This window comes from Pseudomonas sp. F-14 TE3482 (assembly GCF_053629455.1).
Window position 1 is genome coordinate 1177632 of record NZ_JBRJII010000001.1, and the last position, 26711, is coordinate 1204342.

Annotated in this window: 22 protein-coding genes and 1 pseudogene; 15 read left to right on the plus strand and 8 right to left on the minus strand. The window is 57.6% G+C overall.

Annotation, left to right across the window (positions count from 1 at the left end):
• Positions 1 to 87: 87 nt before the first annotated feature.
• Entirely contained in the window at positions 88 to 402 is a 315-nt protein-coding gene (locus tag AB7M26_RS05165; RefSeq protein ID WP_008007911.1) for a tetratricopeptide repeat protein, read from the plus strand.
• 131 nt (positions 403 to 533) lie between these two features.
• Here the strand turns inward: AB7M26_RS05165 and AB7M26_RS05170 are convergent, their stop codons facing one another.
• Entirely contained in the window at positions 534 to 1421 is an 888-nt protein-coding gene (locus tag AB7M26_RS05170) for a lysophospholipid acyltransferase (RefSeq protein ID WP_008007909.1), read from the minus strand.
• 40 nt (positions 1422 to 1461) lie between these two features.
• Complete coding sequence (tag, locus tag AB7M26_RS05175; RefSeq protein WP_063342022.1) at positions 1462 to 2019, minus strand: DNA-3-methyladenine glycosylase I; 558 nt, start codon at positions 2017 to 2019, stop codon at positions 1462 to 1464.
• 81 nt (positions 2020 to 2100) lie between these two features.
• Here tag and glyQ point away from each other — a divergent pair, with 81 nt between their 5' ends.
• From glyQ to AB7M26_RS05195, 4 genes are all read left to right on the plus strand, one after another.
• Positions 2101 to 3054, plus strand: coding sequence for a glycine--tRNA ligase subunit alpha (glyQ, locus tag AB7M26_RS05180; RefSeq protein ID WP_003213601.1), 954 nt, complete (start codon positions 2101 to 2103; stop codon positions 3052 to 3054).
• Positions 3051 to 5105: a glycine--tRNA ligase subunit beta gene (glyS, locus tag AB7M26_RS05185; RefSeq protein ID WP_429388215.1), complete on the plus strand. Its 2055-nt coding sequence runs from the start codon at positions 3051 to 3053 to the stop codon at positions 5103 to 5105. The genes glyQ and glyS overlap by 4 nt, the downstream gene beginning before the upstream one ends.
• A gap of 4 nt (positions 5106 to 5109) precedes the next feature.
• Positions 5110 to 5649 (plus strand): D-glycero-beta-D-manno-heptose 1,7-bisphosphate 7-phosphatase, encoded by a 540-nt coding sequence (gene gmhB / locus AB7M26_RS05190; protein ID WP_162830932.1) that lies wholly within the window; start codon positions 5110 to 5112, stop codon positions 5647 to 5649.
• An 81-nt stretch (positions 5650 to 5730) separates the two neighbouring features.
• A complete protein-coding gene (locus AB7M26_RS05195; RefSeq protein ID WP_063342023.1) occupies positions 5731 to 6510 on the plus strand; it encodes a lysophospholipid acyltransferase family protein in 780 nt (259 codons plus the stop codon).
• A 182-nt stretch (positions 6511 to 6692) separates the two neighbouring features.
• Here the strand turns inward: AB7M26_RS05195 and AB7M26_RS05200 are convergent, their stop codons facing one another.
• Positions 6693 to 9005, minus strand: a complete 2313-nt coding sequence (locus tag AB7M26_RS05200) for a CHASE2 domain-containing protein (protein WP_429388219.1) — start codon at positions 9003 to 9005, stop codon at positions 6693 to 6695.
• A gap of 18 nt (positions 9006 to 9023) precedes the next feature.
• A pseudogene (locus AB7M26_RS05205) lies at positions 9024 to 10011 on the minus strand (FecR family protein).
• Between the two features lie 393 nt (positions 10012 to 10404).
• Between AB7M26_RS05205 and AB7M26_RS05210 the strand changes: the two are divergent.
• Positions 10405 to 11124: a response regulator transcription factor gene (locus AB7M26_RS05210; RefSeq protein WP_123495584.1), complete on the plus strand. Its 720-nt coding sequence runs from the start codon at positions 10405 to 10407 to the stop codon at positions 11122 to 11124.
• A 72-nt stretch (positions 11125 to 11196) separates the two neighbouring features.
• Here the strand turns inward: AB7M26_RS05210 and gyrB are convergent, their stop codons facing one another.
• From gyrB to dnaA, 4 genes are read right to left on the minus strand one after another with little or no spacing between them, the layout of a single operon-like run.
• Positions 11197 to 13614: a DNA topoisomerase (ATP-hydrolyzing) subunit B gene (gene gyrB / locus AB7M26_RS05215; RefSeq protein WP_007902994.1), complete on the minus strand. Its 2418-nt coding sequence runs from the start codon at positions 13612 to 13614 to the stop codon at positions 11197 to 11199.
• A gap of 5 nt (positions 13615 to 13619) precedes the next feature.
• Entirely contained in the window at positions 13620 to 14723 is a 1104-nt protein-coding gene (gene recF / locus AB7M26_RS05220) for a DNA replication/repair protein RecF (RefSeq protein ID WP_008007898.1), read from the minus strand.
• A gap of 20 nt (positions 14724 to 14743) precedes the next feature.
• Entirely contained in the window at positions 14744 to 15847 is a 1104-nt protein-coding gene (dnaN, locus tag AB7M26_RS05225) for a DNA polymerase III subunit beta (RefSeq protein ID WP_007903001.1), read from the minus strand.
• A gap of 39 nt (positions 15848 to 15886) precedes the next feature.
• Positions 15887 to 17407 carry a chromosomal replication initiator protein DnaA gene (gene dnaA, locus AB7M26_RS05230; RefSeq protein ID WP_008007897.1) on the minus strand — a complete coding sequence of 507 codons (1521 nt, stop codon included), beginning with the start codon at positions 17405 to 17407 and terminating at the stop codon, positions 15887 to 15889.
• Between the two features lie 567 nt (positions 17408 to 17974).
• Between dnaA and rpmH the strand changes: the two genes are divergently transcribed.
• The 9 genes from rpmH to AB7M26_RS05275 all read left to right on the plus strand — a co-directional run bounded on the left by rpmH (position 17975) and on the right by AB7M26_RS05275 (position 26690).
• Positions 17975 to 18109 carry a 50S ribosomal protein L34 gene (gene rpmH, locus AB7M26_RS05235; RefSeq protein ID WP_003213577.1) on the plus strand — a complete coding sequence of 45 codons (135 nt, stop codon included), beginning with the start codon at positions 17975 to 17977 and terminating at the stop codon, positions 18107 to 18109.
• Positions 18110 to 18125: 16 nt separating this feature from the next.
• Positions 18126 to 18527 carry a ribonuclease P protein component gene (rnpA, locus tag AB7M26_RS05240; protein ID WP_032830545.1) on the plus strand — a complete coding sequence of 134 codons (402 nt, stop codon included), beginning with the start codon at positions 18126 to 18128 and terminating at the stop codon, positions 18525 to 18527.
• Complete coding sequence (gene yidD, locus AB7M26_RS05245; protein ID WP_052966011.1) at positions 18520 to 18765, plus strand: membrane protein insertion efficiency factor YidD; 246 nt, start codon at positions 18520 to 18522, stop codon at positions 18763 to 18765. The genes rnpA and yidD overlap by 8 nt, the downstream gene beginning before the upstream one ends.
• Before the next feature lie 2 nt (positions 18766 to 18767).
• Positions 18768 to 20456, plus strand: coding sequence for a membrane protein insertase YidC (gene yidC / locus AB7M26_RS05250; protein WP_123495588.1), 1689 nt, complete (start codon positions 18768 to 18770; stop codon positions 20454 to 20456).
• A 79-nt stretch (positions 20457 to 20535) separates the two neighbouring features.
• Positions 20536 to 21906 carry a tRNA uridine-5-carboxymethylaminomethyl(34) synthesis GTPase MnmE gene (gene mnmE, locus AB7M26_RS05255; RefSeq protein ID WP_123495590.1) on the plus strand — a complete coding sequence of 457 codons (1371 nt, stop codon included), beginning with the start codon at positions 20536 to 20538 and terminating at the stop codon, positions 21904 to 21906.
• A 552-nt stretch (positions 21907 to 22458) separates the two neighbouring features.
• On the plus strand, positions 22459 to 24351 hold the full coding sequence (gene mnmG / locus AB7M26_RS05260) for a tRNA uridine-5-carboxymethylaminomethyl(34) synthesis enzyme MnmG (RefSeq protein WP_258618475.1): 1893 nt from the start codon (positions 22459 to 22461) through the stop codon (positions 24349 to 24351).
• Complete coding sequence (gene rsmG, locus AB7M26_RS05265; RefSeq protein ID WP_218395708.1) at positions 24348 to 24992, plus strand: 16S rRNA (guanine(527)-N(7))-methyltransferase RsmG; 645 nt, start codon at positions 24348 to 24350, stop codon at positions 24990 to 24992. Before mnmG ends, rsmG begins: the two co-directional genes overlap by 4 nt.
• An 18-nt stretch (positions 24993 to 25010) precedes the next feature.
• Positions 25011 to 25808, plus strand: coding sequence for a ParA family protein (locus AB7M26_RS05270; RefSeq protein WP_008007890.1), 798 nt, complete (start codon positions 25011 to 25013; stop codon positions 25806 to 25808).
• 9 nt (positions 25809 to 25817) lie between these two features.
• On the plus strand, positions 25818 to 26690 hold the full coding sequence (locus AB7M26_RS05275; RefSeq protein WP_123495596.1) for a ParB/RepB/Spo0J family partition protein: 873 nt from the start codon (positions 25818 to 25820) through the stop codon (positions 26688 to 26690).
• Positions 26691 to 26711: the final 21 nt, after the last annotated feature.

Consider the following 26711-nt stretch of genomic DNA (forward strand, 5'->3'; position numbering starts at 1 on the left):
GAAGATTCCTGTGGGAGCGGGCTTGCCCGCGAAAGCAATCTCAAGAACGAACAGGCATCCCTGAATAACCTCAATAAGGAATCCACCATGATCGAATCCCTGGAAAAAATGCTCGCCAAGGGTGTGGATAACTCGCTGCTGCGCTTCGGCCTGGGCAAGGGTTATCTGGATCTTGGTGAAAATGCCAAAGCCGCAGAGCATTTCCAGCGCTGCGTCGAGTTCGATCCGAAGTATTCGGCGGCCTGGAAGCTATTGGGCAAGGCCCATCTGGCGCTGGCGGATTACGCGGCGGCACGTCAGGCCTGGGAACAGGGCCTGGAAGCCGCCCGCAACCATGGCGACAAACAGGCCGAGAAGGAAATGACGGTGTTTTTGAAAAAGCTTGAGCGTCAGGCGCACTGATCAGAAGTCACGCAGGCCAAAGATCAAAAGATCGCAGCCTGCGGCAGCTCCTACGGGGGTGTACGCCGCGCCTTTTGTAGGCGCTGGCGAAGCCTGCGATCTTTTAATTTTTACCAGCGTTATCCACAGCCTCAATACCAGCGTTCTTCGCCCGGCGGACGCTTCTTGAAGCGTTTCATGCTCCACATGTACTGGCTTGGATAAGCTCGCACATAGCGCTCGACCACCTGGCTCATCGCCGCGCAGGAGGTTTCGGTGTCGGTGCTGTACATAGCCTCCGGGGCGGCTTCGAGGATCACTTTGTAACCCGAACCGTCCGGCAGCCGCAGGGCATGCAGGAACACGCCGACCGCTTTGCCGCCGGCCAGCATGTTCGGCACGAATTTACTGGTCAGGGCCTGAGTGGCGAAGAACGGCACGAAGATCCCGGCGGATTCGGCCGGTTCCGGGTCAGCCGGAATGCCCACTGCCCCCCCTTTACGCACTTCCTTGATCACGCTGAGGATGCCTTCCTTGGTGGAAGCGGCCACCCGGTTACCCAATTGCACCCGCTGCTTGCGCAGCAACTCATCCACCGCCTTGAGCTTGGGCGGACGGTAGAAAATGATCGGTTTGCACTGGTTGCAATAGAAGTGGTTCAACACTTCCCAGTTGCCCAGGTGGCTGGTGATGCCGACCACACCTTTGCCGGAGGCGAGGGCGTCTTTAAGCACATCGAGACCTTCGACTTCGCGCACCAGATCTATGGAACGCTGAGCCGGCCAGATCCATGCGCAGGCGCTCTCGGTCAGGGACTTGCCGATGTCTTTCAGGCTCTGTCCGACTAAACGCTCGCGTTCGGCCGGGTCCATCTGCGGAAAGCACTTGGCGAGGTTGATCCGCACCACGTCGCGGGAACGGTTGGGGGTTTTCCACATGATCCAGCCAATTGCTGAACCCACCGCCTGCACTGCCCGCCAAGGAAGCAGGGCAAACAGACGCAGAGCGCCTACCAGCAAGGCGCCTTTCAACTTATCCACAGGTCACTCCTGATCTTGTGCTGTGCGCGAGGCGGCTATTCTAACCGCCGTTCGCCAAGGTGGCGTAGCGATCGCAATCCCGGGTGTGGTCCATGACCATGCCCGAGGCCTGCATCAACGCGTAACAAATGGTCGGGCCGACGAACGTGAATCCGGCTTTTTTCAGGCCTTTGCTCATCTCGACGGCAACTGGTGTCACGGCCGGCACTTCACTGCGATCCTTGAAATGATTGATCACCGGCGCTCCGCCGACGAACGACCAGAGAAACGCCACCGGGTCCTCCAGCGCCAGCCAGGCCTGGGCATTGCGCCGGGCGGCATTGAGTTTGAGGCGATTGCGGATGATCCCCGGATCGAGCATCAATTCATCGATTTCCGCGTCGCTCATCTGTGCCACACGCTGCACGTCGAAGCCAAACAGCACCTCGCGATAACGCTCTCGTTTGCGCAACACAGTGATCCAGGAAAGCCCGGCCTGGAACCCTTCGAGCAAAAGCAACTCGAACAAACCCTGCGCATCGCGTAGCGGCGTGCCCCACTCCTGATCGTGATAAGCCATGTACAGCGGATCTTCGGTACACCAAAAGCAGCGTGGCATAAGGCTCCAGGGGGCGTGCGCAGGACCGAATCGGGTATACTCCCGCTCTTTAAATCGCAGCCCAAGAAACAGGTGAATTTCGTGAGCCAGCCTACGCCAGCCGTGCGTACCTTCCAAGACTTGATCCTCGCCCTCCAGCAATACTGGGCCGAGCAAGGTTGTGTGGTACTTCAGCCCTACGATATGGAAGTAGGCGCCGGCACTTTCCACACTGCCACGTTCCTGCGCGCCATCGGCCCGGAAACCTGGAACGCCGCTTATGTGCAGCCCAGTCGTCGCCCGACTGACGGCCGCTACGGCGAAAACCCGAACCGTCTGCAGCACTACTACCAGTTCCAGGTAGTCCTGAAGCCGAACCCGGACAACTTCCAGGAACTGTACCTGGGCTCCCTCAAGCACGTGGGCCTCGACCCGCTGGTGCACGACATCCGTTTCGTCGAAGACAACTGGGAGTCGCCAACGCTGGGCGCCTGGGGTCTGGGCTGGGAAGTCTGGCTCAATGGCATGGAAGTGACGCAATTCACTTACTTCCAGCAAGCGGGCGGCATCGAATGCTACCCGGTGACCGGCGAGATCACTTACGGCCTGGAGCGTCTGGCCATGTACCTGCAAGGCGTCGACTCGGTCTACGACCTGGTGTGGGCTGACGGTCCGTTCGGCAAGGTGACCTACGGCGACGTGTTCCACCAGAACGAAGTGGAGCAGTCGACCTACAACTTCGAACACGCCAACGTCGAGAAGCTGTTCGAGTTGTTCGACTTCTATGAAAGCGAAGCCAAGCGCCTGATCGAACTTGATCAGCCATTGCCGTTGCCGAGCTACGAAATGGTGTTGAAGGCTTCCCACACCTTCAACCTGCTGGATGCGCGCCGGGCGATTTCGGTGACCGCGCGTCAGCAATACATTCTGCGGGTCCGCACCCTGGCGCGTTCCGTTGCGCAAGCCTACCTGCTGGCTCGCGCCAAGCTGGGCTTCCCGATGGCGACCCCGGACCTGCGTGATGAAGTACTGGCCAAGCTGGAGGCTGCACAATGAGTGCTCAAGATTTTCTGGTTGAACTGGGCACCGAAGAACTGCCACCCAAAGCCCTGAATACCCTGGCCGAAGCGTTTATGGCCGGTATCGACAAAGGCCTGCAAGCTGCCGGCCTGAACTACGAAACCAAAACCGTCTACGCCGCGCCACGTCGTCTGGCCGTGCTGATTACCGCGCTGGCGACCCAACAGCCGGATCGCAGCATCAACCTCGACGGCCCGCCGCGTCAGGCCGCGTTCGATGCCGAAGGCAACCCGACTCAAGCAGCCCTGGGCTTCGCCAAGAAGTGCGGCGTCGACCTGAGCGAGATCGATCAGAGCGGTCCAAAACTGCGCTACAGCCAAAGCATCGCCGGCAAGCCGACCGCGAGCCTGATGCCGACCATCGTTGAAGACTCCCTGAACGACCTGCCTATCCCCAAGCGCATGCGCTGGGGTGCTCGCAAAGAAGAATTCGTTCGCCCGACCCAATGGCTGGTGATGCTGCTTGGTGACCATGTCATCGACTGCACCATCCTCGCCCAGAAGTCCGGCCGCGATTCCCGTGGTCACCGCTTCCACCATCCTGAAAACGTGCGCATCACCTCGCCGGCCAACTACCTGAGCGATCTGCGTGCGGCTTATGTGCTGGCCGACGCCAACGAGCGTCGCGAGCTGATCAGCAAGCGCACCGAAGAACTGGCGACGCAGCAGGAAGGTACGGCCATCGTGCCGCCGGGCCTGCTCGACGAAGTGACCGCGCTGGTCGAATGGCCGGTGCCGCTGGTGTGCTCGTTCGAAGAACGTTTCCTGGACGTGCCGCAAGAAGCGCTGATCACCACCATGCAGGACAACCAGAAATATTTCTGCCTGCTGGATGCCGATGGCAAGTTGCTGCCTCGTTTCATTACCGTGGCCAACATCGAAAGCAAAGACCCGCAGCAGATCATCGCCGGTAACGAGAAAGTGGTTCGCCCACGCCTGACCGACGCCGAGTTCTTCTTCAAGCAAGACAAGAAGCAAAAACTCGAAGACTTCAACCTGCGCCTGCAGAATGTGGTGTTCCAGGAAAAACTCGGCAGCGTCTACGACAAGGCCGAACGTGTTTCCAGGCTCGCCGCGTTCATCGCTCAACGCATTGGTGGCAACCCGGCCTGGGCTTCCCGTGCCGGCCTGCTGTCCAAGTGCGACCTGGCGACCGAGATGGTCGGTGAGTTCCCGGAGATGCAAGGTGTCGCCGGTTACTACTACGCCCGCAACGACGGCGAGCCGGAAGAAGTCGCCCTGGCGCTGAACGAGCAGTACATGCCACGCGGTGCCGGTGCTGAACTGCCGACCACCCTGACCGGTGCGGCCGTGGCCATCGCCGACAAGCTCGACACGCTGGTGGGTATTTTCGGTATCGGCATGCTGCCAACCGGGAGCAAAGACCCGTACGCCCTGCGCCGTGCAGCGCTGGGTGTATTGCGGATCCTGATCGACAAGAAGCTCGACCTGGACCTGAATGACGCCGTGGCGTTTGCCGTGAATGCGTTCGGCACCAAGGTCAAAGCTGCCGGCCTGAATGACTCGGTGCTGGAATTCATCTTCGATCGTCTGCGTGCCCGTTATGAAGACGAAGGCGTTGATGTCGGGACTTACCTGTCGGTTCGTGCCCTGAAGCCGGGTTCGGCGCTGGATTTCGATCAGCGTGTACAAGCGGTAGAAGCGTTCCGCAAATTGCCGGAAGCCGCAGCCCTGGCCGCTGTGAACAAGCGCGTTTCGAACCTGCTTAGCAAGGTCGAAGGCTCTGTTCCTTCGGTCGTTGAAGCCAAGTACTTCGACAACGCCAACGAGTTCTCCCTGTATTCGGCGATCCAGCAGGCTGACCAGGCTGTCCAGCCGATGGCGGCTGCTCGTCAGTACAGCGAATCGCTGGCACGTCTGGCTGCCTTACGCGAGCCGGTGGATGCGTTCTTCGAAGCGGTGATGGTCAACGCCGAAGATGCCAAGGTGCGAGCCAACCGTTATGCGCTGCTGGCGCGTCTGCGTGGCTTGTTCCTCGGCGTCGCCGACATTTCGCTGCTGGGCTAAGGGGCTGCTGTTGAAACTGCTGATTCTCGATCGGGACGGAGTGATCAATTACGACTCCGACGCGTACATCAAGTCGGTGGAGGAGTGGATTCCGCTCCCCGGTTCGATCGAAGCGATCGCGCAGTTGAGCAAGGCCGGCTGGACGGTGGCGGTGGCTACCAACCAGTCGGGCATCGCTCGCGGCTATTACGACATCGCCACCCTGGATGCCATGCACGCTCGCTTGCGCGAGCTGGTGGCGGAGCAGGGTGGCGAAGTCGGGCTGATTGTCTATTGCCCGCACGGGCCAGACGATGGCTGCGATTGCCGCAAGCCAAAACCCGGGATGTTGAAAACCATCGCCGCGCATTACAACGTTTCGCTGACGAATCTATGGTTCGTCGGCGATACTCTCGGTGACCTGGAAGCCGCCAAAGCCGTCGACTGTCAGCCAGTTTTGGTAAAGACCGGGAAAGGCGAAAAGACTCAGGGCAAGACCCTACCGGCAGGCACCTTGATTTTTGACGATCTGGCGGCGATTGCCGCGGAACTTATCCACAACTAAGGCTCTTCTGACATCCTGGCCAAGGACTGATCGGGAGTGCGCTTGAATAGGCGGGCAGTGCCCGCAACGGTAAATATCGCCATGTCGATACTGCAGGCCATCAGAACTTTCCTCTTTTACCTGCTGCTGGGCACCAGCTCTTTGCTCTGGTGCACCCTGAGCTTTTTTATCGCGCCGTTTCTGCCGTTCAAGGCGCGCTATCGCTTTATCAACGTGTACTGGTGCCGCTGCGCCTTATGGCTGAGCAAAGTCTTTCTGGGTATCCGTTACGAAGTGAAGGGTGCCGAGAACGTGCCTGACCAGCCCTGCGTGATTCAGTCGAATCACCAGAGCACCTGGGAGACATTTTTTCTCTCGGCGTATTTCGAGCCGCTGAGCCAGGTGCTCAAGCGCGAACTGCTCTACGTTCCGTTCTTCGGCTGGGCCATGGCGATGCTGCGACCGATCGCCATTGACCGTGGCAATCCGAAAGCTGCGCTCAAGCATGTGGCGAAGAAGGGCGATGAGCTGCTCAAGGACAAGGTCTGGGTACTGATCTTCCCGGAAGGGACTCGCGTTCCCTATGGCACCATCGGCAAGTTTTCCCGCGGTGGCACCGCGTTGGCCGTCAATGCGTCATTACCGGTACTGCCGATTGCACACAATGCCGGCAAGTTCTGGCCAAAAACCGGTTGGGCGAAACAGCAAGGCGTGATCACCGTGATCATTGGCGCGCCGATGTACGCCGAGGGCAGTGGGCCGCGAGCCATTGCCGACCTGAATGATCGGGTGCAGGCCTGGAACGAACAGATGCAGCGCGAGATGGGCTCGCTGCCAGCAGCCCCGGCGGCCCCGAGTGCGACCGATCAAGTGGCTGTCTGAGATTCTGTGGATAACCTGTGTACCGTTTTGTTGAAAAACACTGAATTTAGTTCTTAAGCTTATGATTTACATACATATTTCTTAAGCAAGTAAAAAATCCGAAAAGGTGCATAAGTTTATTTCGGACGTAAAAAAACCGGCTGATATAGCCGGTTTTTTTATGCCCGTTGACAGCGTCTGGATCACTCGCTCAATAGCGGTAACTGGATGCTGAACGTCGAGCCTTGCCCCACCACGCTACGACAGGAAATCCTCCCGCCATGACGATCCACCACCGCCTTGACCATGGACAAACCCAGTCCCAGGCCGTCACTGTCGTGAGCCGAGGTAAAACGCCGATACTGACTGAACAACTCAGGAAGTTCATCGACAGCAATCCCTCGCCCCTGATCGGCGATCTCGCACAGTAGCCAACCCTCGGCACAACTCACCCGCACTGAGATCCGCGAGCCCGCCGGACTGTACTTGATGGCGTTTTCCAACAGATTGAACAGAGCCCGTGTCAGTAGCGATTGATCGGCCAGGACCAGCGCTTCAGCGTCTTCGTCGAGGTCATGCAGCAACTGAATGTTCTTCAGATGAGCGATGCTTGAGGCCTGGTCGAAGGTATCGAGTAACAACATCGCGAACATGCTCGGCTGAAACTGATAGGCCTCGGACTCGGCTTTTGCCAACTGCACAAAAGCCTCGGTCAGGTTCAGCGCCTTGCGTACTTGTAACTCGATCTGGTTGAACACTTGAGTGTCACTGGGCACCTGATGCCGCTGGACGTCGAGCAAGGCGAGTATCGCCGAATGGGGAGCCCTGAGGTCATGGGACAAAAAGCGCAGCAGTACGGCTCGCTGTTCTTCGGCGTCGCGCTCGACGCTCAAGTCAGTGAGGCTCAGTAGCCAGCCAATTACAGAGTCGCCTTCGGCCGGCAACAGGGGTGCCAGGTCCAGACGCAGACTGCGTGCCTGGGTGTCACGAAACTCCAGCGGCTCCAGGGTCGACAACGCAGATGGCATTCCGTTTGACGGTACCGGGTAACCCAAGTCGCTCAGTTGCTCGAGCATGTCCTCGCCCACCAGGCCACGACAAAACACTTCTCGAGCCTTGCGGTTGGCCAGCAGAATACGTCCGCTCGGATCGCTGATCAGCGTCGCCACCGGCAGGTATTCAAGCCCGTCGGCAATGAAACGTCGGGTATCGCGGGTCCGGCTCATGGCCTGCTCCAGCGCGACGATTTGCCCTTGCAGCACATCACCGGCCGGGGCCTGGGTACGACGACGTTCGGGAAAGACTTTTGGCTCGCTGTCCAGGCGCGCCAGTTCCCAGCCGAAATAGGCGAGCACCGCGTTCAGCCTTCGCCAATTCCAGATCAGGTAGCCCAGCATCATACCGATCAGGCTCGCGGCCGGTGACCACCACCAACCAAGCCGCAACAGTACACCCGAGCCCAGCAGAGCGGCGGCCATTGCACCCAGGGTCAGCCATAAGGCGCGACGCGGACGCACCAGCAACAGGCCCAGCAACTCACCGACAATCATCACCGATAGCAACGCCGCCAAGCGCTGGTCGAGAACCACGATGTTGCGCTGTTGCAGCAGCCCGTTGAGGATATTCGCCTGAATCTCAACACCCGGTGTAGTGCCGAGGCTGGCCGATTGCGGTGTCACGTAGCGGTCGCCCAGGCCTGCAGCGGTCGAGCCGATCAGGATCAAGCGATCGCGCAGCAACTCGGGCGGAACTTCGCCGCGCAATACGCTGACGTAGGGCACAGTGGGAAAGCCCGCGTCGGAATGGATGAAAGGAATCCGTATTTCATGGGCTCGCTGCCAGCCTTGCGCCGATGATAGGGCCGGGGTACCAGGCATCGGTACATTTCCCTTGTCGGTAAGGGTTTCTTCGTACAGCAGCCAGGCCAGTTGCGGGCGTGTTTTTTGCGCCGGGCCTTCGCTTAAATACACGCTGCGCGCGATCCCATCAGCGTCCGCTTCGGCATTGATGTGCCCGACGCCTTTAGCGCAATGGCTCAGCGCAGCCACCGGTTCAATTTCTCCCAAGGGCTGCCCATAACGTGCGACGCCTTCGCGCAACAGCGGCACGAAAACATTCCCGGCCCGACAGACCGCCTGGGCCAAAAGCTGATCGTTGGCGGGATGGCTATCGGGTTCGCTGAAAATAACGTCGAATAGAACGCCTTTAACGTTCGCAGCGCTGAGCCGATCCAGCAGTTGCGCGTGCATGGCCCGCGACCACGGCCATTGGCCAAGCTGCTGCAAGCTGTAGTCATCGATCGTGACGATGAGTATTCGCGGATCCACCGGCAGCGGACTCAACCGACGCAGGTTGTCATACAGCAGATTGCTCAGGGCCAGCCCCTGATTCATGGACAGCATCGCCGTCAGCGGCAACAGGATCAGACAGACCCACAGCCACTCGCGCACCATCCGCTGAAACAACCGCTGAGCCTGGGTCGGCTCGCGGTCATCCTTCCTTGGTCGTCTCTTCATCGGTCGTCGGCCAAGGCGCTATTGGACACGCGTGGTCCTGGGGTAATAGAAAATGTCATACACCCCGGTCTCTCCCTCTAACCCCTGAGCGTCATAGGCCGACAGGCGAACATGGTAGAAAAACGCTTTCAGCCCGCGGAACTTGACCTCTGGTGTGCTGGAAAACTGCTCTTGCTTGATGTCCAGAAAGGCTGCGTCGGTCGCCACTTGCGCCCGATAACGCTTAGCCCCTTCGATGGGCTTCATGATCAATTGCCAGACAGGCACATTCCCCGTCTGACCGGCCTGACCTAATAAACGTGGAGCGGGTAACAAGTCGATTGGCGTCAGCGTGCCTTGTTTCTGAATACGCAAACCCTGGCGGGCCATGACCTGGACTTCGTCAGCTTCAATGCCCTTGGGGCGTTTGGCAACGGGCCGGGCAGGGCGGAAACCCGACGTTTTTTCATCACGATTGACCGCCACTTGCCCGTTCAACACTTCCAGCAGCGCCTCGCCACCGTCATCGTTGCGCACCCGAAAGTGCGTACCCCTCACGCCCAGTACACCGACCGGCGTGACGATCTGAAAGCGATCATGGTCGCTGGCACGTTTGATCACATACGACTCAACCTGGCCCTGCTCAAGAATGACCTGAGGGATCGAATGTTCGTCATTGAGATGCAGGGTGATATGGGAACTGGAAGGCAACACCACCCGCGAGCCATCACCCAGGGACAGGCTGACAAATGCCGAGGGCGAGGTCATGACGCCTTCCTGCTCGTCGATCGACATACCTTCCTGCAGTGGCGTCTGCTTGCCTTTGGCGTCCAGCTTCCAGGCTTCGCCGGTCAGATGCTCGACAGTCGCCGGCAGCGGTTGACCACGCGCATTGTTGGTTTTGATCGATATAAGGCAAGCGTTTTGCCAAAGAGACTGCCGCCGATGCACTCTGGGAGAGCAATCCCATCAGGCCGGCAACCAGTAAAAGACAGACGCCAGAATGGCGTGGGAGCAATAAGGTCATGGGGTTCATGGATTGGCTTTTATGCTCTTATGAAAATCACGCCGGATAACGCACACAAGTATTTGACGCACGATACCTGAGCGGACGCTCTGGCAGATAGCTATGAGAGCAAAGGATATTGGAGAGGACACATCCCTGTGTCGGAACCGAGCAGGCACTCCATGTGTTTTCCCCTGAGCAGGGTACCGCCGAAAACCGGCGATCGACGGGCCTGCAAAGTGACTTGGCACTCCCTGCGCCGGAGCACATCCCAATGCCCCTGTGCCGCTCAGCGACAACGAATTTACCGGCATAAGTGACCTTCGCAGCAATTCGCCACAATTGTTCAGATTCGATCAATCAGCCTAAACTCCCGTAGGAATTTTCACTAACGAGATGAAGGAACCACTCGGCATGCGTGTCGCAATACTGGATGACGAGCCCGCTGAACTGCGCCGGGTTGAACAGACACTGCGACAGATCCCCGTCACGGGTGAGCAGGCATGGACGCTGCATTGTTTCGAGCGGGGAGAGGACTTGCGACGGCAACTCCGGCGCGAAACCTTCGATCTGCTGATCCTCGATTGGCAACTGCCCGATATCAGCGGTCTGGCTTTGTTGCGTTGGACCCGTGAACACATGGATGTGCCACCGGCCGCGATCATGCTCACCAGTCGTGATACCGAAAGCGATATCGTCCAGGCGTTGAACGCCGGGGCCGATGATTACGTGAGCAAACCGTTTCGTCCCAATGAGCTGATGGCTCGGGTCAGCGCGGTGCTTCGTCGGCATGGGCTGCAACGCGCCGCGGCCACCGAAATACTGACCTTCAATGACCTCGAATTCGACGACGCCGAACTCACCATCACCCGCGCCTCCACCCCCATCAGCCTGACCGAACGGGAATACCGTCTCGCCCGTTGCCTGTTCGCCAATCTGGGCCGACCTTTGTCCCGCGAATACTTGTATGAGCGCTTTTGGACCCACGAAGAAATAGTATCTTCCCGCCCGTTGGATACTCATATTTATCGCCTGCGCAACAAGCTGGGCCTGACGGCCGATCGCGGTTGGCAACTGCTGACGATTTACGGGTATGGGTATCGGCTTGAGAGCGTGGCCAACGCTAGCGCATGAGGACCTTTCGGCGATCAACAAAAAAGGCCAACGCTAAGCGTTGGCCTTTTTTGTTTTAGCGGTCCTGCCGGATCAGAAGTCCAGGTTGGAAACCGCCAAGGCGTTACTTTCGATGAAGTCACGACGAGGTTCGACCGCATCACCCATCAGGGTGTTGAAGATCTGGTCTGCGCCAATGGCGTCTTCGATGGTCACTTTGAGCATCCGGCGCTGGCTCGGATCCATGGTGGTTTCCCACAGCTGATCCGGGTTCATTTCGCCCAGACCTTTGTAGCGCTGGATGGTATGACGCTTGGTGCTTTCAGCCATCAGCCATTCAAGTGCTTCCTTGAATTCGGTGACCGGCTTCTTGCGCTCGCCGCGCTGGATGTACGCGCCGTCGTCCAGCAAGGTGCTCAATTGAGCGCCCAACGATACGACCGTCTTGTAATCGTTACTGCCGAAGAAATCCCGGTTGAAGGTGATGTAGTTCGACAGGCCGTGGGAGATCAGCTCGACCTCTGGCAGCCAGACGTTACGTTCACGGTCTTCACGCAGGCTGGCTTTGTAAACCAGGCCGGATTTCTCGACGGTGCGCAGGCGAACTTCGAACTGCGCCATCCAATCCTGCATCGCTGCGTGATCGGACAGTTGCTCCATGCTCACCGCTGGCAGGTAGATGAAGTGCTCGGTCAGTTCCTGCGGGTACAGGCGCGACAAACGCTTGAGGGTCTTCATCACCAGACGGAAGTCATTCACCAGACGCTCGAGGGCTTCGCCGGAGATACCCGGGGCTTCTTCGTTCAGGTGTAGGCTCGCGTCTTCCAGGGCCGACTGCGTCATGTACTCTTCCATGGCGTCGTCGTCTTTAATGTATTGCTCTTGCTTGCCTTTCTTGACCTTGTACAGCGGCGGCTGAGCGATGTAGATGTAACCGCGCTCGATCAACTCCGGCAACTGACGGAAGAAGAAGGTCAGCAACAGGGTACGGATGTGCGAACCGTCGACGTCAGCATCGGTCATGATGATGATGTTGTGATAACGCAGCTTGTCGATGTTGTACTCGTCGCGGCCAATACCGCAGCCCAGCGCGGTGATCAAGGTGCCCACTTCCTGCGAAGAGATCATCTTGTCGAAGCGTGCCTTCTCGACGTTCAGGATCTTGCCCTTGAGCGGCAGAATGGCCTGGGTGCGACGGTTGCGTCCCTGCTTGGCGGAGCCGCCAGCAGAGTCACCTTCCACGAGGTACAGTTCGGAGAGGGCAGGGTCTTTTTCCTGGCAGTCAGCCAGTTTGCCCGGCAGGCCGGCGATGTCCAGCGCGCCTTTACGGCGGGTCATCTCACGGGCCTTACGAGCCGCTTCACGCGCACGCGCCGCGTCGATCATCTTGCCGACGACCAGCTTGGCTTCGTTCGGGTTCTCCAGCAAGAAGTCAGAGAAGTACTTGCCCATTTCCTGTTCAACAGCGGTCTTCACTTCGGAAGACACCAGCTTGTCTTTGGTCTGGGAGCTGAACTTCGGATCCGGCACTTTTACCGAAATGATCGCTGTCAGGCCTTCGCGGGCATCGTCACCGGTGGTGGCAACTTTGTGCTTCTTCGCCAGACCTTCAGCTTCGATGTAGGTGTTCAGGTTACGCGTCAGTGCGGAACGGAAACCCACCAGGTGAGTACCGCCATCGCGCTGAGGGATGTTGTTGGTGAAGCACAACAGATTCTCGTTGAAGCTGTCGTTCCACTGCAGGGCGATTTCCACGCCGATGCCGTCTTCACGCTGGATGTTGAAGTGGAACACCTGGTTGACCGCAGTCTTGTTGGTGTTCAGGTATTCAACGAACGCACGCAGGCCACCTTCATACTTGAACAACTCTTCTTTGCCGCTGCGCTCGTCCTTGAGGACGATGCCGACACCGGAGTTGAGGAAGGACAGTTCACGAATCCGCTTGGCCAGGATGTCCCAGCTGAAGTGGATGTTCTTGAAGGTTTCAGCCGAAGGCTTGAAGTGGATCTGGGTGCCAGTGGTTTCGCTTTCGCCAACGATTTTCATCGGCTCTTGCGGAACACCGTGGACGTAAGTCTGTTCCCAGATCTTGCCGCTGCGGCGAACGGTCAGGATCAGTTCTTTGGACAGTGCGTTCACCACCGACACACCTACACCGTGCAGACCGCCGGATACCTTGTAGGAGTTATCGTCGAACTTACCGCCGGCGTGCAGCACGGTCATGATGACCTCGGCCGCCGAGACGCCTTCTTCTTTGTGCACGTCTACCGGGATGCCACGACCGTTGTCGCGAACGGTGATGGACTCGTCCGGGTGGATGATGATGCTGATGTCGTCGCAATGGCCGGCCAAAGCTTCGTCGATCGAGTTATCCACCACCTCGAACACCATGTGGTGCAGACCACTGCCATCGTCAGTGTCACCAATGTACATACCGGGACGTTTGCGTACGGCATCCAGGCCTTTCAGCACTTTAATGCTCGTTGAGTCGTACGTATTTTCTTCGCTCAATGCCTTCACTCCCGATGGTCGTGGGTCTGGGTGATACGGCCCTGTTCCACGTGGAACAGAGCGACTGGCGTTTCCGTCTGCCAGCCTTCCCTCAATAATTCGTGATCTACACAGGTGATAAAGACCTGGCAGCGTAAGTCTTCCAGCAAGCGGCAAAGCGCGCGACGGTGGTGCTCGTCCAGTTCGGACGGCAGATCATCCACCAGATAAATACACTGGCCGCGACGGGCCTGGCTAACCAAGTGCCCTTGGGCGATCCGCAATGCACAGACCACCAACTTCTGCTGACCACGAGACAAGATGTCCGCGGCGTTATGTGCGCCCAATCTAAGACGCAAATCAGCGCGTTGTGGTCCGGCTTGGGTATGACCCATTTGCTGATCCCGTTGAAGGGACCCGGCGAGCACTGCACTCAACTCACGGTCTTTGTCCCAGCCTCGGTAATAGCTGAGCGTTAAGCCCTCAAGCTCAACCAGTTCGCTCAAGGTCTGTTCAAAGACTGGTTTCAAGGCTTTGATGTAAGCGCGGCGGTATTCATCTATTTCAGCGCTGGCCTGGCACAGTTCCCTGTCCCAAACCGCTTGCGAAACGGCGTCAAGTGTACCATGTCGCAGCCAAGAGTTTCTCTGGCGCAAGGCCTTCTGCAAGCGCTGCCACGTGGACATGAATCGGGGTTCCACGTGGAACACACCCCAGTCGAGAAACTGTCGGCGAATCTTCGGCGCACCTTCCAGCAGGCGGAAGCTGTCCGGGTTGATCAACTGCAACGGCAGGATCTCTGCCAGTTGCGCAGCACTTCGGGCGTTCTGCCCATCGATGCGAATCTGGAACTCACCCTGCCGGTCGCGAGATATCCCTAACGCGCTGTGTCCACCCTCGGCCAGTTCGACCTGGCCAAACACCGTACACGCCAATTGCTCGTATTGGATGACGGGTAACAGACGGCTGCTACGAAACGAACGGGCAAGCCCCAGCAGATGAATGGCTTCCAGAACACTGGTTTTGCCGCTGCCGTTGGCGCCGTAAAGTATGTTGATTCGGGGGGAGGGGGAGAAGGTCACCGGGTGCAGATTGCGCACCGCGGTGACCGAGACGCGACTTAAGGACATCTAGGTTCTGCTGAGCATGATTACAGACGCATCGGCATGACAACGTAAGCCGAGTCGTCGTTGTCGGACTCTTGTACCAGCGCACTGCTGTTGGAGTCGGACAGGATCAAGCGAACCTGCTCGGTGGTCATCACGCCCAGTACGTCGAGCAGATAGCTCACGTTGAAGCCGATTTCCAGAGAGCCGCCGTTGTATTCAACGCCCACTTCTTCTTCCGCTTCTTCCTGCTCCGGGTTGTTCGCCTGGATCTTCAGCTGACCATTGGCCAGTTGCAGACGGATGCCACGGTACTTCTCGTTGGACAGAATCGCGGTACGGCTGAACGCTTCACGCAAGGCCTGGCGATCGCCGAGTACCAGCTTGTCACCGCCTTTAGGCAGAACACGCTCGTAGTCAGGGAATTTACCGTCGACCAGTTTCGAGGTGAAAGTGAACTCGCCGGTGGTGGCGCGAATGTGGTGCTGGCCCAGCACGATGCTGACATTGCCGTCCGGTTCGGTCAGCAGACGCGCCAGCTCAAGGATGCCCTTGCGTGGCACGATCACCTGATGACGATCCGGCTGACCGATATCGGCCTGCATCGAACACATGGCCAGACGGTGACCGTCGGTGGCCACGGCGCGAATGATCCCGGCCGAGACTTCCAGCAGCATGCCGTTTAGGTAGTAACGTACGTCCTGCTGCGCCATCGCGAAGCTGGTGCGTTCAATCAGACGACGCAGTTTGCTTTGCTCAAGGCTGCAGGTCAGCGAGCCTGGGCCTTCTTCCACCGTCGGGAAGTCATTGGCTGGCAGGGTCGAAAGGGTGAAGCGGCTTCGGCCGGCCTTCACCACGAGCTTCTGCTCGTCGACCTTGATGTCGATCAGCGCATCGTTCGGCAAGCTCTTGCAGATGTCCATCAGCTTGCGCGCAGGCACAGTGATGGAACCCGGGTCCGCAGGCTCTTCGAGTTGTACACGACCGACCAGCTCGACTTCCAGGTCGGTACCGGTCAGCGACAATTGCTGGCCTTCGACAACCAGCAGCACGTTGGAGAGCACCGGCAAGGTCTGTCGGCGCTCGACGACGCCTGCGACCAGTTGCAGGGGTTTCAACAGGGCTTCGCGTTGAATGGTGAAATGCATGGTCTAGTCCCTTGCCTTAATAAGCTGCGCTGGTGTTCATCAAGTAGTCAGTGTACGCAGCAGGTTCTTATAGTCCTCGCGGATGTCCGCGTCGGATTCCTTAAGCTCGTTGATCTTGCGGCAGGCGTGCAAAACAGTCGTGTGATCGCGGCCGCCAAACACATCGCCGATTTCCGGCAGGCTGTGGTTGGTCAATTCCTTGGACAACGCCATGGCGACCTGACGCGGACGTGCTACCGAGCGTGAACGACGCTTGGACAGCAAGTCGGAGATCTTGATCTTGTAATACTCGGCGACGGTGCGCTGAATGTTATCCACAGACACCAGTTTGTCTTGCAGCGCCAACAAGTCTTTCAGGGATTCGCGAATCAGCTCGATGGTGATATCGCGGCCCATGAAGTGCGAGTGGGCGATCACGCGTTTGAGCGCGCCTTCCAGTTCGCGGACGTTGGAGCGAATACGCTGGGCAATGAAGAACGCCGCGTCGTGTGGCAGATCGACTTTGGCCTGGTCGGCCTTTTTCATCAGGATCGCCACGCGGGTTTCCAGCTCTGGCGGCTCGACGGCAACCGTCAAGCCCCAGCCGAAACGTGACTTCAGGCGTTCTTCAAGACCTTCGATTTCTTTCGGATAGCGGTCACTGGTAAGAATGACCTGCTGGCCACCTTCAAGCAGGGCGTTAAAGGTGTGGAAAAACTCTTCCTGAGAACGTTCCTTGCGGGCGAAGAACTGAATGTCATCGATCAGCAACGCATCCACCGAGCGGTAGAAGCGCTTGAACTCGTTGATCGCATTCAGCTGCAAGGCCTTGACCATGTCCGCGACGAAACGCTCGGAATGCAGGTACACAACCTTGGCATTCGGATTCTTCTTTAACAGGTGGTTACCCACAGCGTGCATCAAGTGGGTTTTACCCAAGCCGACACCGCCATAAAGGAAGAGCGGGTTATAGCCGTGCTTGGGGTTGTCCGCCACCTGCCAGGCCGCAGCCCGGGCCAGTTGGTTGGACTTGCCTTCGACGAAGTTCTCGAAGGTAAAGGTGCGGTTCAGGTAACTGGTGTGCTTGAGCGCGCCTTCCACCTGCACCGTCCGCTGTTCGGAGCGAACCGGGGCTTGTTGCGAACTGGCACCGGCCATTGGATCGAAGCTGTCGCGAGACGGCTCTTCACTGACCTCGGCTACTTTTTGTGTCGCACGTTTGGTCGATGCAGCTGCCGGGGCTGGCGCCGGAGCGCTGACAGGCGCTTGAGCGGCCTGAGCCTGAGACGCCGCGGCGGCCAATGGAGCATTAGGTGCCGCACGCGGCGCCGAACTGCGTTTGCTGCCTATTAATAAGGAGAGCGCCGGCGCCAGGCCATTGCCATGCTCATCAAGCAGTTCAAGGACGCGCCCCAGGTACTTTTCATTGACCCAATCGAGAACAAAACGATTCGGCGCGTAGACACGCAGCTCGTCGCCTTCGGCTTCGACCTGTAGTGGACGGATCCAAGTGTTGAATTGTTGGGCAGGCAGCTCATCGCGCAAAAGCTCTACGCACTGCTGCCAAAGTTCCACTGACACGGATATCCCCTAAGTTGAAAGCCGGTGAGGCAAAAACAAGCAGTCATTGTAGCGACCAGTCGTCCACTTATCCACATGCAGGTTGCGCACAGGGCATGATTTATCAATGCGTTAACCCTCGAAAAGAAGACCAACGGTATGTGCATAAGCTCTGTGGATAACCGCCCATGAGGGCACTGGACAAGTGGGGGAGAAACTCGGTGGATAACCTGCCTGTGGATAACTGGCCTTTCCACACACAGCTTATCCGACAGCGCAGCACAGGCTGACCACCGTTTTCCACCGTAGTTGTCATTCTCTGTACATCACGGTTTAGAAGGGCTAAAGGCAGTTATCCACAGATGAACGTGCCTCTAGCTTTTATAAGCTTTACAGAAAAGCTCTAAATAATTCCCTTCTTTATTTCTATATCTGGCGAACGACCTTCGCCGGGTAAATCGTCTGGAGATCTATTTATAAGGAAACGCTGGTTGGAAATTGACCTAGAGGCTTGCTTTCTCTAGAATCCCCGGTCTCTTAAAACGGGGGCCATTCCGGCCCGTTGTGGACGAACCAGGTAACACGACAATGAAACGTACTTTCCAACCAAGCACTATCAAACGCGCTCGTACCCACGGTTTCCGTGCTCGCATGGCTACCAAGAACGGTCGTGCCGTTCTGTCGCGTCGCCGCGCCAAAGGTCGTGCGCGTCTGGCAGTTTGATAAGCCGGCACTGGAGGTGAGTCAGGACTTCAGTCGGGAAAAGCGTCTGCTTACCCCCCGGCATTTCAAGGCAGTCTTTGACTCCCCTACCGGCAAGGTTCCGGGGAAAAATCTCCTGCTCCTTGCGCGCAATAACGATCTTGATCACCCCCGTCTCGGGCTGGTTATCGGGAAAAAGAGCGTAAAGCTCTCCGTCGAGCGCAATCGCCTCAAACGTCTGATGCGCGAATCGTTTCGCCTGAACCAGGATTTACTGGTCGGTTGGGACATCGTTATCGTCGCGCGCAAAGGTTTGGGTGACGTAGAAAGCCCCGAATTGATTCAGCATTTCGACAAACTCTGGAAACGTCTGGCACGCAGCAAGCCGGTACCAGCAGTCAAAACCGAAACTGTAGGGGTAGACAGTACCGATGCGTAAACTGGCACTCGTTCCGATCCAGTTTTATCGCTATGCCATCAGTCCCCTGATGGCCAGTCACTGTCGTTTCTACCCCAGTTGTTCCTGCTACGCGTATGAAGCCATAGAAAATCATGGCCTTCTGCGCGGTGGCTGGCTGACCTTTCGTCGTTTAGGTCGCTGTCATCCGTGGAATCCCGGTGGTTATGACCCGGTTCCATCTATCCCTACCTCCCGTTCTTCTTCGATGGCCGAGTAATCATGGATATCAAACGCACGATCCTGATCGTCGCCCTGGCAATCGTGTCCTACGTTATGGTCCTTAAATGGAACCAGGACTATGGTCAGGCTGCCCTGCCGACTCAGAATGTTGCTTCCAGTACTACCGCACCGGGCCTACCGGATACGGCGACTGGCAATAATGCTTCTGTCAGTGACGACATTCCACGCGCCACAAGCGATACCAGTGCAACTGCACCTGCTGAAACACCAGTAGCTGCAAGCAAAGACCTCATCCAGATCAAAACGGATGTGCTCAACCTGGCAATCGACCCACAAGGTGGCGATGTTGCCCAGTTGACGTTGCCACTGTATCCACGTCGTCAGGATCATCCGGAAATTCCATTCCAGCTGTTTGATAACGGCAACGAGCGGACTTATCTGGCTCAGAGTGGCCTGATCGGCACCAACGGTCCGGACGCAAGTCCTGCCGGTCGTCCGGTTTACTCCTCCGAGAAGAAGATTTATCAACTGGCTGACGGTCAAGACCAATTGGTCGCAGACCTGAAGTTCAGCAAGGACGGTGTCAACTACATCAAGCGTTTCACGCTGAAACGTGGCCTGTATGACGTAACCGTTTCCTACCTGATCGACAACCAGAGCGCTCAGCCCTGGTCCGGTGCAATGTTCGCGCAATTGAAGCGTGATGCCAGCTCCGATCCTTCTTCCAGCACCGCCACCGGCACCGCGACTTACCTGGGCGCCGCCCTGTGGACAAGTAACGAGCCGTACAAGAAAGTGTCGATGAGCGACATGGACAAGGCTCAGCTGAAAGAAACCGTCACCGGTGGTTGGGTTGCCTGGTTGCAGCACTACTTCGTGACTGCGTGGATTCCGGTCAAGGGCGAAAACAACATCGTCCAGACCCGTAAAGACAGCAAAGGCAACTACATTATCGGCTACACCGCTCCGGCAATGACTGTCGCGCCAGGTGCAAAAGCCGAAACCAGCGCCGTTCTGTACGCAGGTCCAAAAAGCCAGGCTGTCCTGAAAGAGTTGTCCCCAGGTCTGGAACTGACCGTCGACTACGGCATTCTGTGGTTCATTGCCCAGCCAATCTTCTGGTTGCTGCAACATATCCACGCGCTGGTCGGTAACTGGGGCTGGTCGATCATCTTCCTGACCATGCTGATCAAGGGGATTTTCTTCCCTCTGTCGGCTGCCAGCTACAAATCCATGGCGCGCATGCGTGCAGTGGCACCGAAACTGGCTGCGCTGAAAGAGCAACATGGCGACGACCGGCAGAAAATGTCGCAAGCCATGATGGAGCTGTACAAGAAAGAGAAGATCAATCCGCTGGGCGGCTGCTTGCCAATCCTGGTGCAGATGCCGGTTTTCCTTTCGCTGTACTGGGTTCTGCTGGAAAGCGTGGAAATGCGCCAGGCGCCGTTCATGCTGTGGATTACTGACCTGTCGATCAAGGATCCGTTCTTCATTCTGCCGATCATCATGGGTGCAACCATGTTCATCCAGCAGCAGTTGAACCCGACTCCTCCGGATCCGATGCAGGCGAAGGTCATGAAAATGATGCCAATCATCTTCACCTTCTTCTTCCTGTGGTTCCCGGCGGGTCTGGTGCTGTACTGGGTAGTGAACAACGTATTGTCGATCGCCCAACAGTGGTACATCACGCGTAAGATCGAAGCGGCAACCAAAAAAGCCGAGGCGTAACTTACTCTGTGGATAACCACTCAAAACGCCCCCTAGTGGGGCGTTTTGCTATCTGTCACTTTTGTCTGGATACCGGTTTATGAGCGTTCCTCGTGAAACCATCGCTGCCGTCGCCACCGCTCAAGGTCGCGGCGGGGTGGGCATCGTCCGTATTTCCGGGCCGCTGGCGAGTCTGGCGGCCAAAGCCATCAGCGGCCGTGAATTGAAACCGCGGTTTGCCCATTACGGCCCGTTCCTCAGTGCAAACGAAGAGGTGCTGGACGAAGGCATCGCGCTTTATTTCCCTGGACCGAACTCGTTCACCGGCGAAGATGTGCTTGAACTGCAGGGCCACGGCGGGCCGATCGTTCTGGATATGTTGCTCAAACGTTGCCTGGAGCTGGGCTGTCGTCTGGCCCGACCAGGTGAATTCAGCGAGCGTGCCTTCCTCAACGACAAGCTCGATCTGGCTCAGGCCGAAGCCATTGCCGACTTGATCGAGGCAAGTTCTGCACAGGCGGCACGAAACGCCCTGCGTTCGTTGCAGGGTGCGTTTTCCCAGCGTGTGCATAACCTCACCGAGCAACTGATAGGCCTGCGTATTTACGTCGAAGCAGCCATCGACTTCCCCGAAGAAGAAATCGACTTCCTCGCCGATGGTCATGTCCTGAGCATGCTCGACAAAGTGCGCGACGAATTATCCACAGTGCTGCGTGAAGCCGGGCAGGGGGCCTTGCTGCGTGACGGTATGACCGTGGTGATCGCCGGCCGGCCGAATGCCGGCAAGTCCAGCCTTCTGAATGCCTTGGCCGGACGCGAAGCCGCGATCGTGACCGAGATTGCCGGCACGACCCGGGATATTCTTCGCGAACATATCCACATTGATGGCATGCCGTTGCACGTGGTTGACACTGCCGGCTTGCGCGATACCGATGATCAGGTGGAAAAAATTGGCGTCGAACGGGCATTGAAAGCTATCGGCGAGGCAGATCGGGTCTTGCTGGTGGTCGATGCCACGGCTCCCGAGGCTCTTGATCCCTTTGCCTTGTGGCCTGAATTCCTCGAAACCCGCCCGGACCCGGCAAAAGTTACCCTTATCCGCAACAAGGCTGACCTGACGGGGGAAGCGATTGCCCTGGAGGTCAGTGGCGATGGCCATGTCACAATCAGTCTCAGTGCCAAATCCGCTGGCATGGGACTGGAGTTGTTACGCGAACACCTCAAGGCCTGCATGGGTTACGAGCAGACCTCCGAAAGCAGCTTCAGTGCTCGCAGGCGTCACCTGGAGGCACTACGTCATGCGAGTGCGTCCCTTGAGCATGGCCGTGCGCAGCTGACGTTAGCGGGTGCTGGTGAACTGTTGGCCGAAGATTTGCGACAGGCGCAGCAGTCTTTGGGCGAAATCACCGGCGCATTCAGCTCCGATGATCTGCTGGGAAGGATCTTTTCCAGCTTCTGTATCGGTAAATAAGTCCCTTCAAGCGTTCACAGACAGGCCATTCGGGCCTGTCTGTTCTCTCCTTTCCTGAAATTTTTCCCCAGTGCCGAGCAGATTCTTCGCTTGAGCGGATTCCCCTTGCCCGGGATTTGCTCATTCGGCGGCTTTTCTGTGGATTAAGCCCTGTGAATAAGTGCCGCTAAGGGCAGTTGATAACAGGGCCTCAAAACTGAAGATAATCACATCTGTGGATAACCATCCCTTTCATCCACAGGCTTAAACCGGTTATCCAAGGGCCTCCTTGGTACATGACCACAGGGTTTTGAATCTCTGTACACATTGAAAATAAAGGGCTGTACCAATCTATCCACAGAAAGGTGGCTCAGTAGAAATAAACATAAAAACAAAGATTTAATAAATTTCTCTCTTTTTAATTTCTATAACCCCGACTTCTCCACAGCTGGTTAAATTTTGTGCAAAGGGTTCTTTAGGAAGGGCGAAGTCCCTATACTTGCCGACCAGGTCCAAAAACCTGAGCTCAAACTATTTCCGGATTACCTGACTGAAGCAGGCACGAGGTGCGTGGTGGATTTCCCTTCCCGTTTTGAAGTGATCGTCATCGGCGGCGGTCATGCCGGTACCGAGGCAGCACTGGCGTCAGCACGTATGGGGGCAAAAACCCTGTTGCTGACGCATAACGTGGAAACCCTCGGTGCCATGAGTTGCAACCCAGCCATTGGCGGGATCGGCAAAAGCCATCTGGTTAAAGAAATCGATGCCCTGGGCGGCGCGATGGCCATGGCTACCGATAAAGGTGGTATTCAGTTTCGCGTATTGAACAGCCGCAAAGGCCCGGCCGTGCGTGCAACCCGCGCTCAGGCAGATCGGGTTCTGTACAAGGCCGCTGTCCGCGAAGCTTTGGAAAACCAGCCGAACCTGTGGATATTTCAACAGGCTGCTGACGACCTGATCGTCGAGCAGGAACAAGTGCGCGGTGTTGTCACCCAAATGGGCCTGCGTTTCTTCGCCGATTCCGTGGTGTTGACCACCGGCACCTTCCTCGGTGGACTTATCCACATCGGTATGCAGAATTATTCCGGCGGTCGCGCCGGTGATCCGCCGTCGATTGCCCTGGCTCACCGTTTGCGTGAACTGCCATTGCGTGTCGGTCGCCTGAAAACCGGTACGCCGCCGCGTATCGACGGTCGCTCTGTGGATTTCTCGGTGATGACCGAGCAAGCGGGGGATACACCGATTCCGGTGATGTCGTTCATGGGTTCCAAAGAGCAGCATCCGAAACAGGTCAGCTGCTGGATTACCCACACCAATGCCCGTACTCACGAAATCATTGCTTCGAACCTTGATCGTTCGCCGATGTATTCCGGCGTGATCGAAGGCATCGGCCCGCGTTATTGCCCATCGATCGAAGACAAGATCCACCGCTTTGCCGACAAGGAAAGCCACCAGGTCTTCATCGAGCCGGAAGGTCTGACCACCCACGAGCTGTACCCGAACGGGATATCCACATCCTTGCCGTTCGATGTGCAATTGCAGATCGTGCAATCGATCCGCGGCATGGAAAACGCGCACATCGTTCGTCCGGGCTACGCCATCGAGTACGATTACTTCGACCCGCGTGACCTGAAGTACAGCCTGGAAACCAAAGTGATTGGTGGTCTGTTCTTCGCCGGGCAAATCAATGGCACCACCGGTTACGAAGAAGCCGGCGCCCAGGGTTTGCTGGCCGGAGCCAACGCCGCACTGCGTGCGCAGGGCAAAGACGCCTGGTGCCCGCGTCGCGACGAAGCGTACATCGGCGTTTTGGTCGACGACCTGATTACCCTGGGTACCCAGGAACCGTATCGGATGTTCACGTCCCGCGCCGAATACCGTTTGATCCTGCGCGAAGACAACGCCGACCTGCGCTTGACCGAAAAAGGTCGCGAATTGGGTCTGGTGGATGACGTGCGTTGGGCAGCGTTCTGCAAGAAACGCGAAAGCATCGATCTGGAAGAGCAACGCCTGAAAAGTACCTGGGTTCGCCCGGGTACCGAGCAGGGCGATGCGATTTCCGAGAAATTCGGTACGCCGCTGACCCACGAATACAATTTGCTCAACCTGCTGAGCCGTCCGGAAATCGACTACGCTGGTCTGATCGCTGTGACCGGTGGGGGCGCAGAAGATCCACAGGTCGCCGAACAGGTCGAAATCAAGACCAAATATGCCGGTTATATCGATCGTCAACAGGATGAAATCGCGCGTCTGCGGGCCAGCGAAGACACCAAACTGCCTGTGGATATCGATTACACGAACATCTCCGGTCTCTCGAAAGAGATCCAGAGCAAGCTCGGCGCGACCCGTCCAGAGACCCTGGGCCAGGCGTCGCGTATCCCGGGCGTAACCCCGGCAGCGATTTCGCTGTTGATGATTCATTTGAAAAAACGCGGCGCGGGCCGTCAGTTGGAGCAAAGCGCTTGAGTTCGTTGGTCACCTCGCAACACGCCGAAGAGTTATCCACAGGTGCTCGCCAGCTCGGTGTCAACCTGACGGAAGCCCAGCATGCACAGCTGCTGGGTTATCTGGCCCTGTTGATAAAATGGAACAAGGCCTACAACCTCACGGCCGTGCGTGATCCGGACGAAATGGTTTCACGGCATTTGCTCGACAGCCTGAGCGTTATGTCCTTCATCGAAAACGGCCGTTGGCTGGATGTGGGCAGTGGCGGCGGCATGCCAGGGATTCCCCTGGCGATCCTGTTTCCCGAGTCGCAAGTGACCTGCCTGGACAGCAACGGCAAGAAAACCCGCTTCCTGACCCAGGTCAAACTCGAACTCAAACTGGATAACCTGCAAGTTATCCACAGTCGCGTCGAAGCCTTCCAGCCGGAACTGCCATTCAACGGGATCATTTCCCGGGCGTTCAGCAGCATGGAGAACTTCAGCAACTGGACTCGCCATTTGGGCGACACCGAAACACGTTGGCTGGCAATGAAGGGCGTTCATCCCGCTGATGAGCTGGTAGCATTGCCGGCAGACTTCCACCTCGATAGCGAACACGCCCTGGCCGTACCCGGTTGCCAAGGCCAACGCCATCTGCTGATACTGCGCCGCACGGCATGATTGGGAACACAAGCAAGAATGGCTAAGGTATTCGCGATAGCGAACCAAAAGGGCGGTGTGGGCAAGACCACCACCTGCATCAACCTCGCAGCTTCCCTGGTCGCTACCAAGCGTCGGGTGCTGTTGATCGATCTCGATCCACAGGGCAACGCCACCATGGGTAGCGGTGTGGATAAACACGGCCTGGAAAACTCGGTCTACGACTTGCTGATCGGCGAATGCGATCTGGCCCAGGCCATGCACTATTCCGAGCATGGCGGTTATCAATTGCTGCCGGCCAACCGCGACCTGACCGCGGCCGAAGTCGTTCTGCTGGAAATGCAGATGAAGGAAAGCCGTCTACGCAGTGCGTTGGCGCCGATCCGAGAAAACTACGATTACATTTTGATCGACTGCCCGCCGTCGCTGTCGATGTTGACGCTCAATGCGCTGGTTGCCGCCGACGGGGTGATTATCCCCATGCAGTGCGAGTACTTCGCGCTCGAAGGGTTGAGCGACCTTGTGGATAACATCAAGCGCATTGCCGAACTGCTTAACCCGAACCTGAAAGTCGAAGGCCTGTTGCGGACCATGTACGACCCGCGTCTGAGCCTGATGAACGACGTATCGGCGCAGCTCAAGGAACACTTCGGCGATCAGCTCTACGACACCGTCATTCCACGCAACATCCGCTTGGCCGAAGCGCCAAGCTATGGCATGCCGGCGCTGGCGTACGACAAATCATCGCGGGGCGCGATTGCCTATCTGGCATTGGCTGGCGAGATGGTTCGCCGTCAGCGCAAAAACTCACGCATCGCCGCTGCTCAGGCAACTTAAGGAATTCCCATGGCCGTCAAGAAACGAGGTCTCGGACGTGGACTGGATGCACTGCTGAGTGGTCCGACTGTCAGCTCGCTGGAAGAGCAAGCAGTACAAGCCGATCAGCGTGAGCTGCAGCACCTGCCCCTGGACCTGATCCAGCGTGGCAAGTACCAGCCGCGTCGGGACATGGATCCTCAGGCGCTGGAAGAGCTGGCGCAGTCGATCAGGGCCCAGGGCGTGATGCAGCCGATCGTGGTGCGCCCGATCGGCAGCGGGCGCTTCGAAATCATCGCCGGCGAACGCCGCTGGCGTGCCAGCCAGCAGGCTGGCCAGGAAACCATCCCGGCAATGGTTCGCGATGTGCCGGATGAAACCGCCATCGCCATGGCACTGATCGAGAACATCCAGCGTGAAGACCTCAATCCGATCGAAGAAGCGGTGGCCTTGCAGCGTTTGCAGCAGGAATTCCAGCTGACTCAGCAACAAGTTGCCGAGGCTGTGGGTAAGTCACGCGTCACCGTGGCCAATCTGTTGCGTCTGATTGCGCTGCCGGAAGTCATCAAGACCATGCTGTCTCACGGCGACCTGGAAATGGGTCATGCCCGTGCCTTGCTCGGTTTGCCGGAAAATCAACAAGTTGAAGGGGCGCGACACGTTGTCGCACGGGGGCTGACTGTGCGCCAGACTGAAGCACTGGTTCGCCAGTGGTTGAGTGGCAAACCGGAGCCTGTGGAACCGGCAAAACCGGACCCGGATATCACCCGACTCGAGCAGCGTCTGGCCGAGCGCCTAGGCTCTGCGGTGCAGATCCGCCACGGAAAGAAGGGTAAGGGGCAGCTGGTGATCGGCTACAACTCTCTTGATGAGCTTCAAGGTGTGCTCGCACACATCCGCTGAAACAATTCCTCATGTAGCGTG

What these genes read in the sequence shown, in the direction of transcription:
- AB7M26_RS05275 (WP_123495596.1), top strand. Translation starts at nt 25,818, where the DNA reads ATGGCCGTCAAGAAACGAGGTCTCGGACGTGGACTGGATGCACTGCTG.
- glyS (WP_429388215.1), top strand. Translation starts at nt 3,051, where the DNA reads ATGAGTGCTCAAGATTTTCTGGTTGAACTGGGCACCGAAGAACTGCCA.
- dnaN (WP_007903001.1), bottom strand. Translation starts at nt 15,847, where the DNA reads ATGCATTTCACCATTCAACGCGAAGCCCTGTTGAAACCCCTGCAACTG.
- recF (WP_008007898.1), bottom strand. Translation starts at nt 14,723, where the DNA reads ATGTCCTTAAGTCGCGTCTCGGTCACCGCGGTGCGCAATCTGCACCCG.
- AB7M26_RS05195 (WP_063342023.1), top strand. Translation starts at nt 5,731, where the DNA reads ATGTCGATACTGCAGGCCATCAGAACTTTCCTCTTTTACCTGCTGCTG.
- rpmH (WP_003213577.1), top strand. Translation starts at nt 17,975, where the DNA reads ATGAAACGTACTTTCCAACCAAGCACTATCAAACGCGCTCGTACCCAC.
- AB7M26_RS05270 (WP_008007890.1), top strand. Translation starts at nt 25,011, where the DNA reads ATGGCTAAGGTATTCGCGATAGCGAACCAAAAGGGCGGTGTGGGCAAG.
- mnmE (WP_123495590.1), top strand. Translation starts at nt 20,536, where the DNA reads ATGAGCGTTCCTCGTGAAACCATCGCTGCCGTCGCCACCGCTCAAGGT.
- tag (WP_063342022.1), bottom strand. Translation starts at nt 2,019, where the DNA reads ATGCCACGCTGCTTTTGGTGTACCGAAGATCCGCTGTACATGGCTTAT.
- AB7M26_RS05165 (WP_008007911.1), top strand. Translation starts at nt 88, where the DNA reads ATGATCGAATCCCTGGAAAAAATGCTCGCCAAGGGTGTGGATAACTCG.
- yidC (WP_123495588.1), top strand. Translation starts at nt 18,768, where the DNA reads ATGGATATCAAACGCACGATCCTGATCGTCGCCCTGGCAATCGTGTCC.
- yidD (WP_052966011.1), top strand. Translation starts at nt 18,520, where the DNA reads ATGCGTAAACTGGCACTCGTTCCGATCCAGTTTTATCGCTATGCCATC.
- AB7M26_RS05200 (WP_429388219.1), bottom strand. Translation starts at nt 9,005, where the DNA reads ATGAAGAGACGACCAAGGAAGGATGACCGCGAGCCGACCCAGGCTCAG.
- AB7M26_RS05210 (WP_123495584.1), top strand. Translation starts at nt 10,405, where the DNA reads ATGCGTGTCGCAATACTGGATGACGAGCCCGCTGAACTGCGCCGGGTT.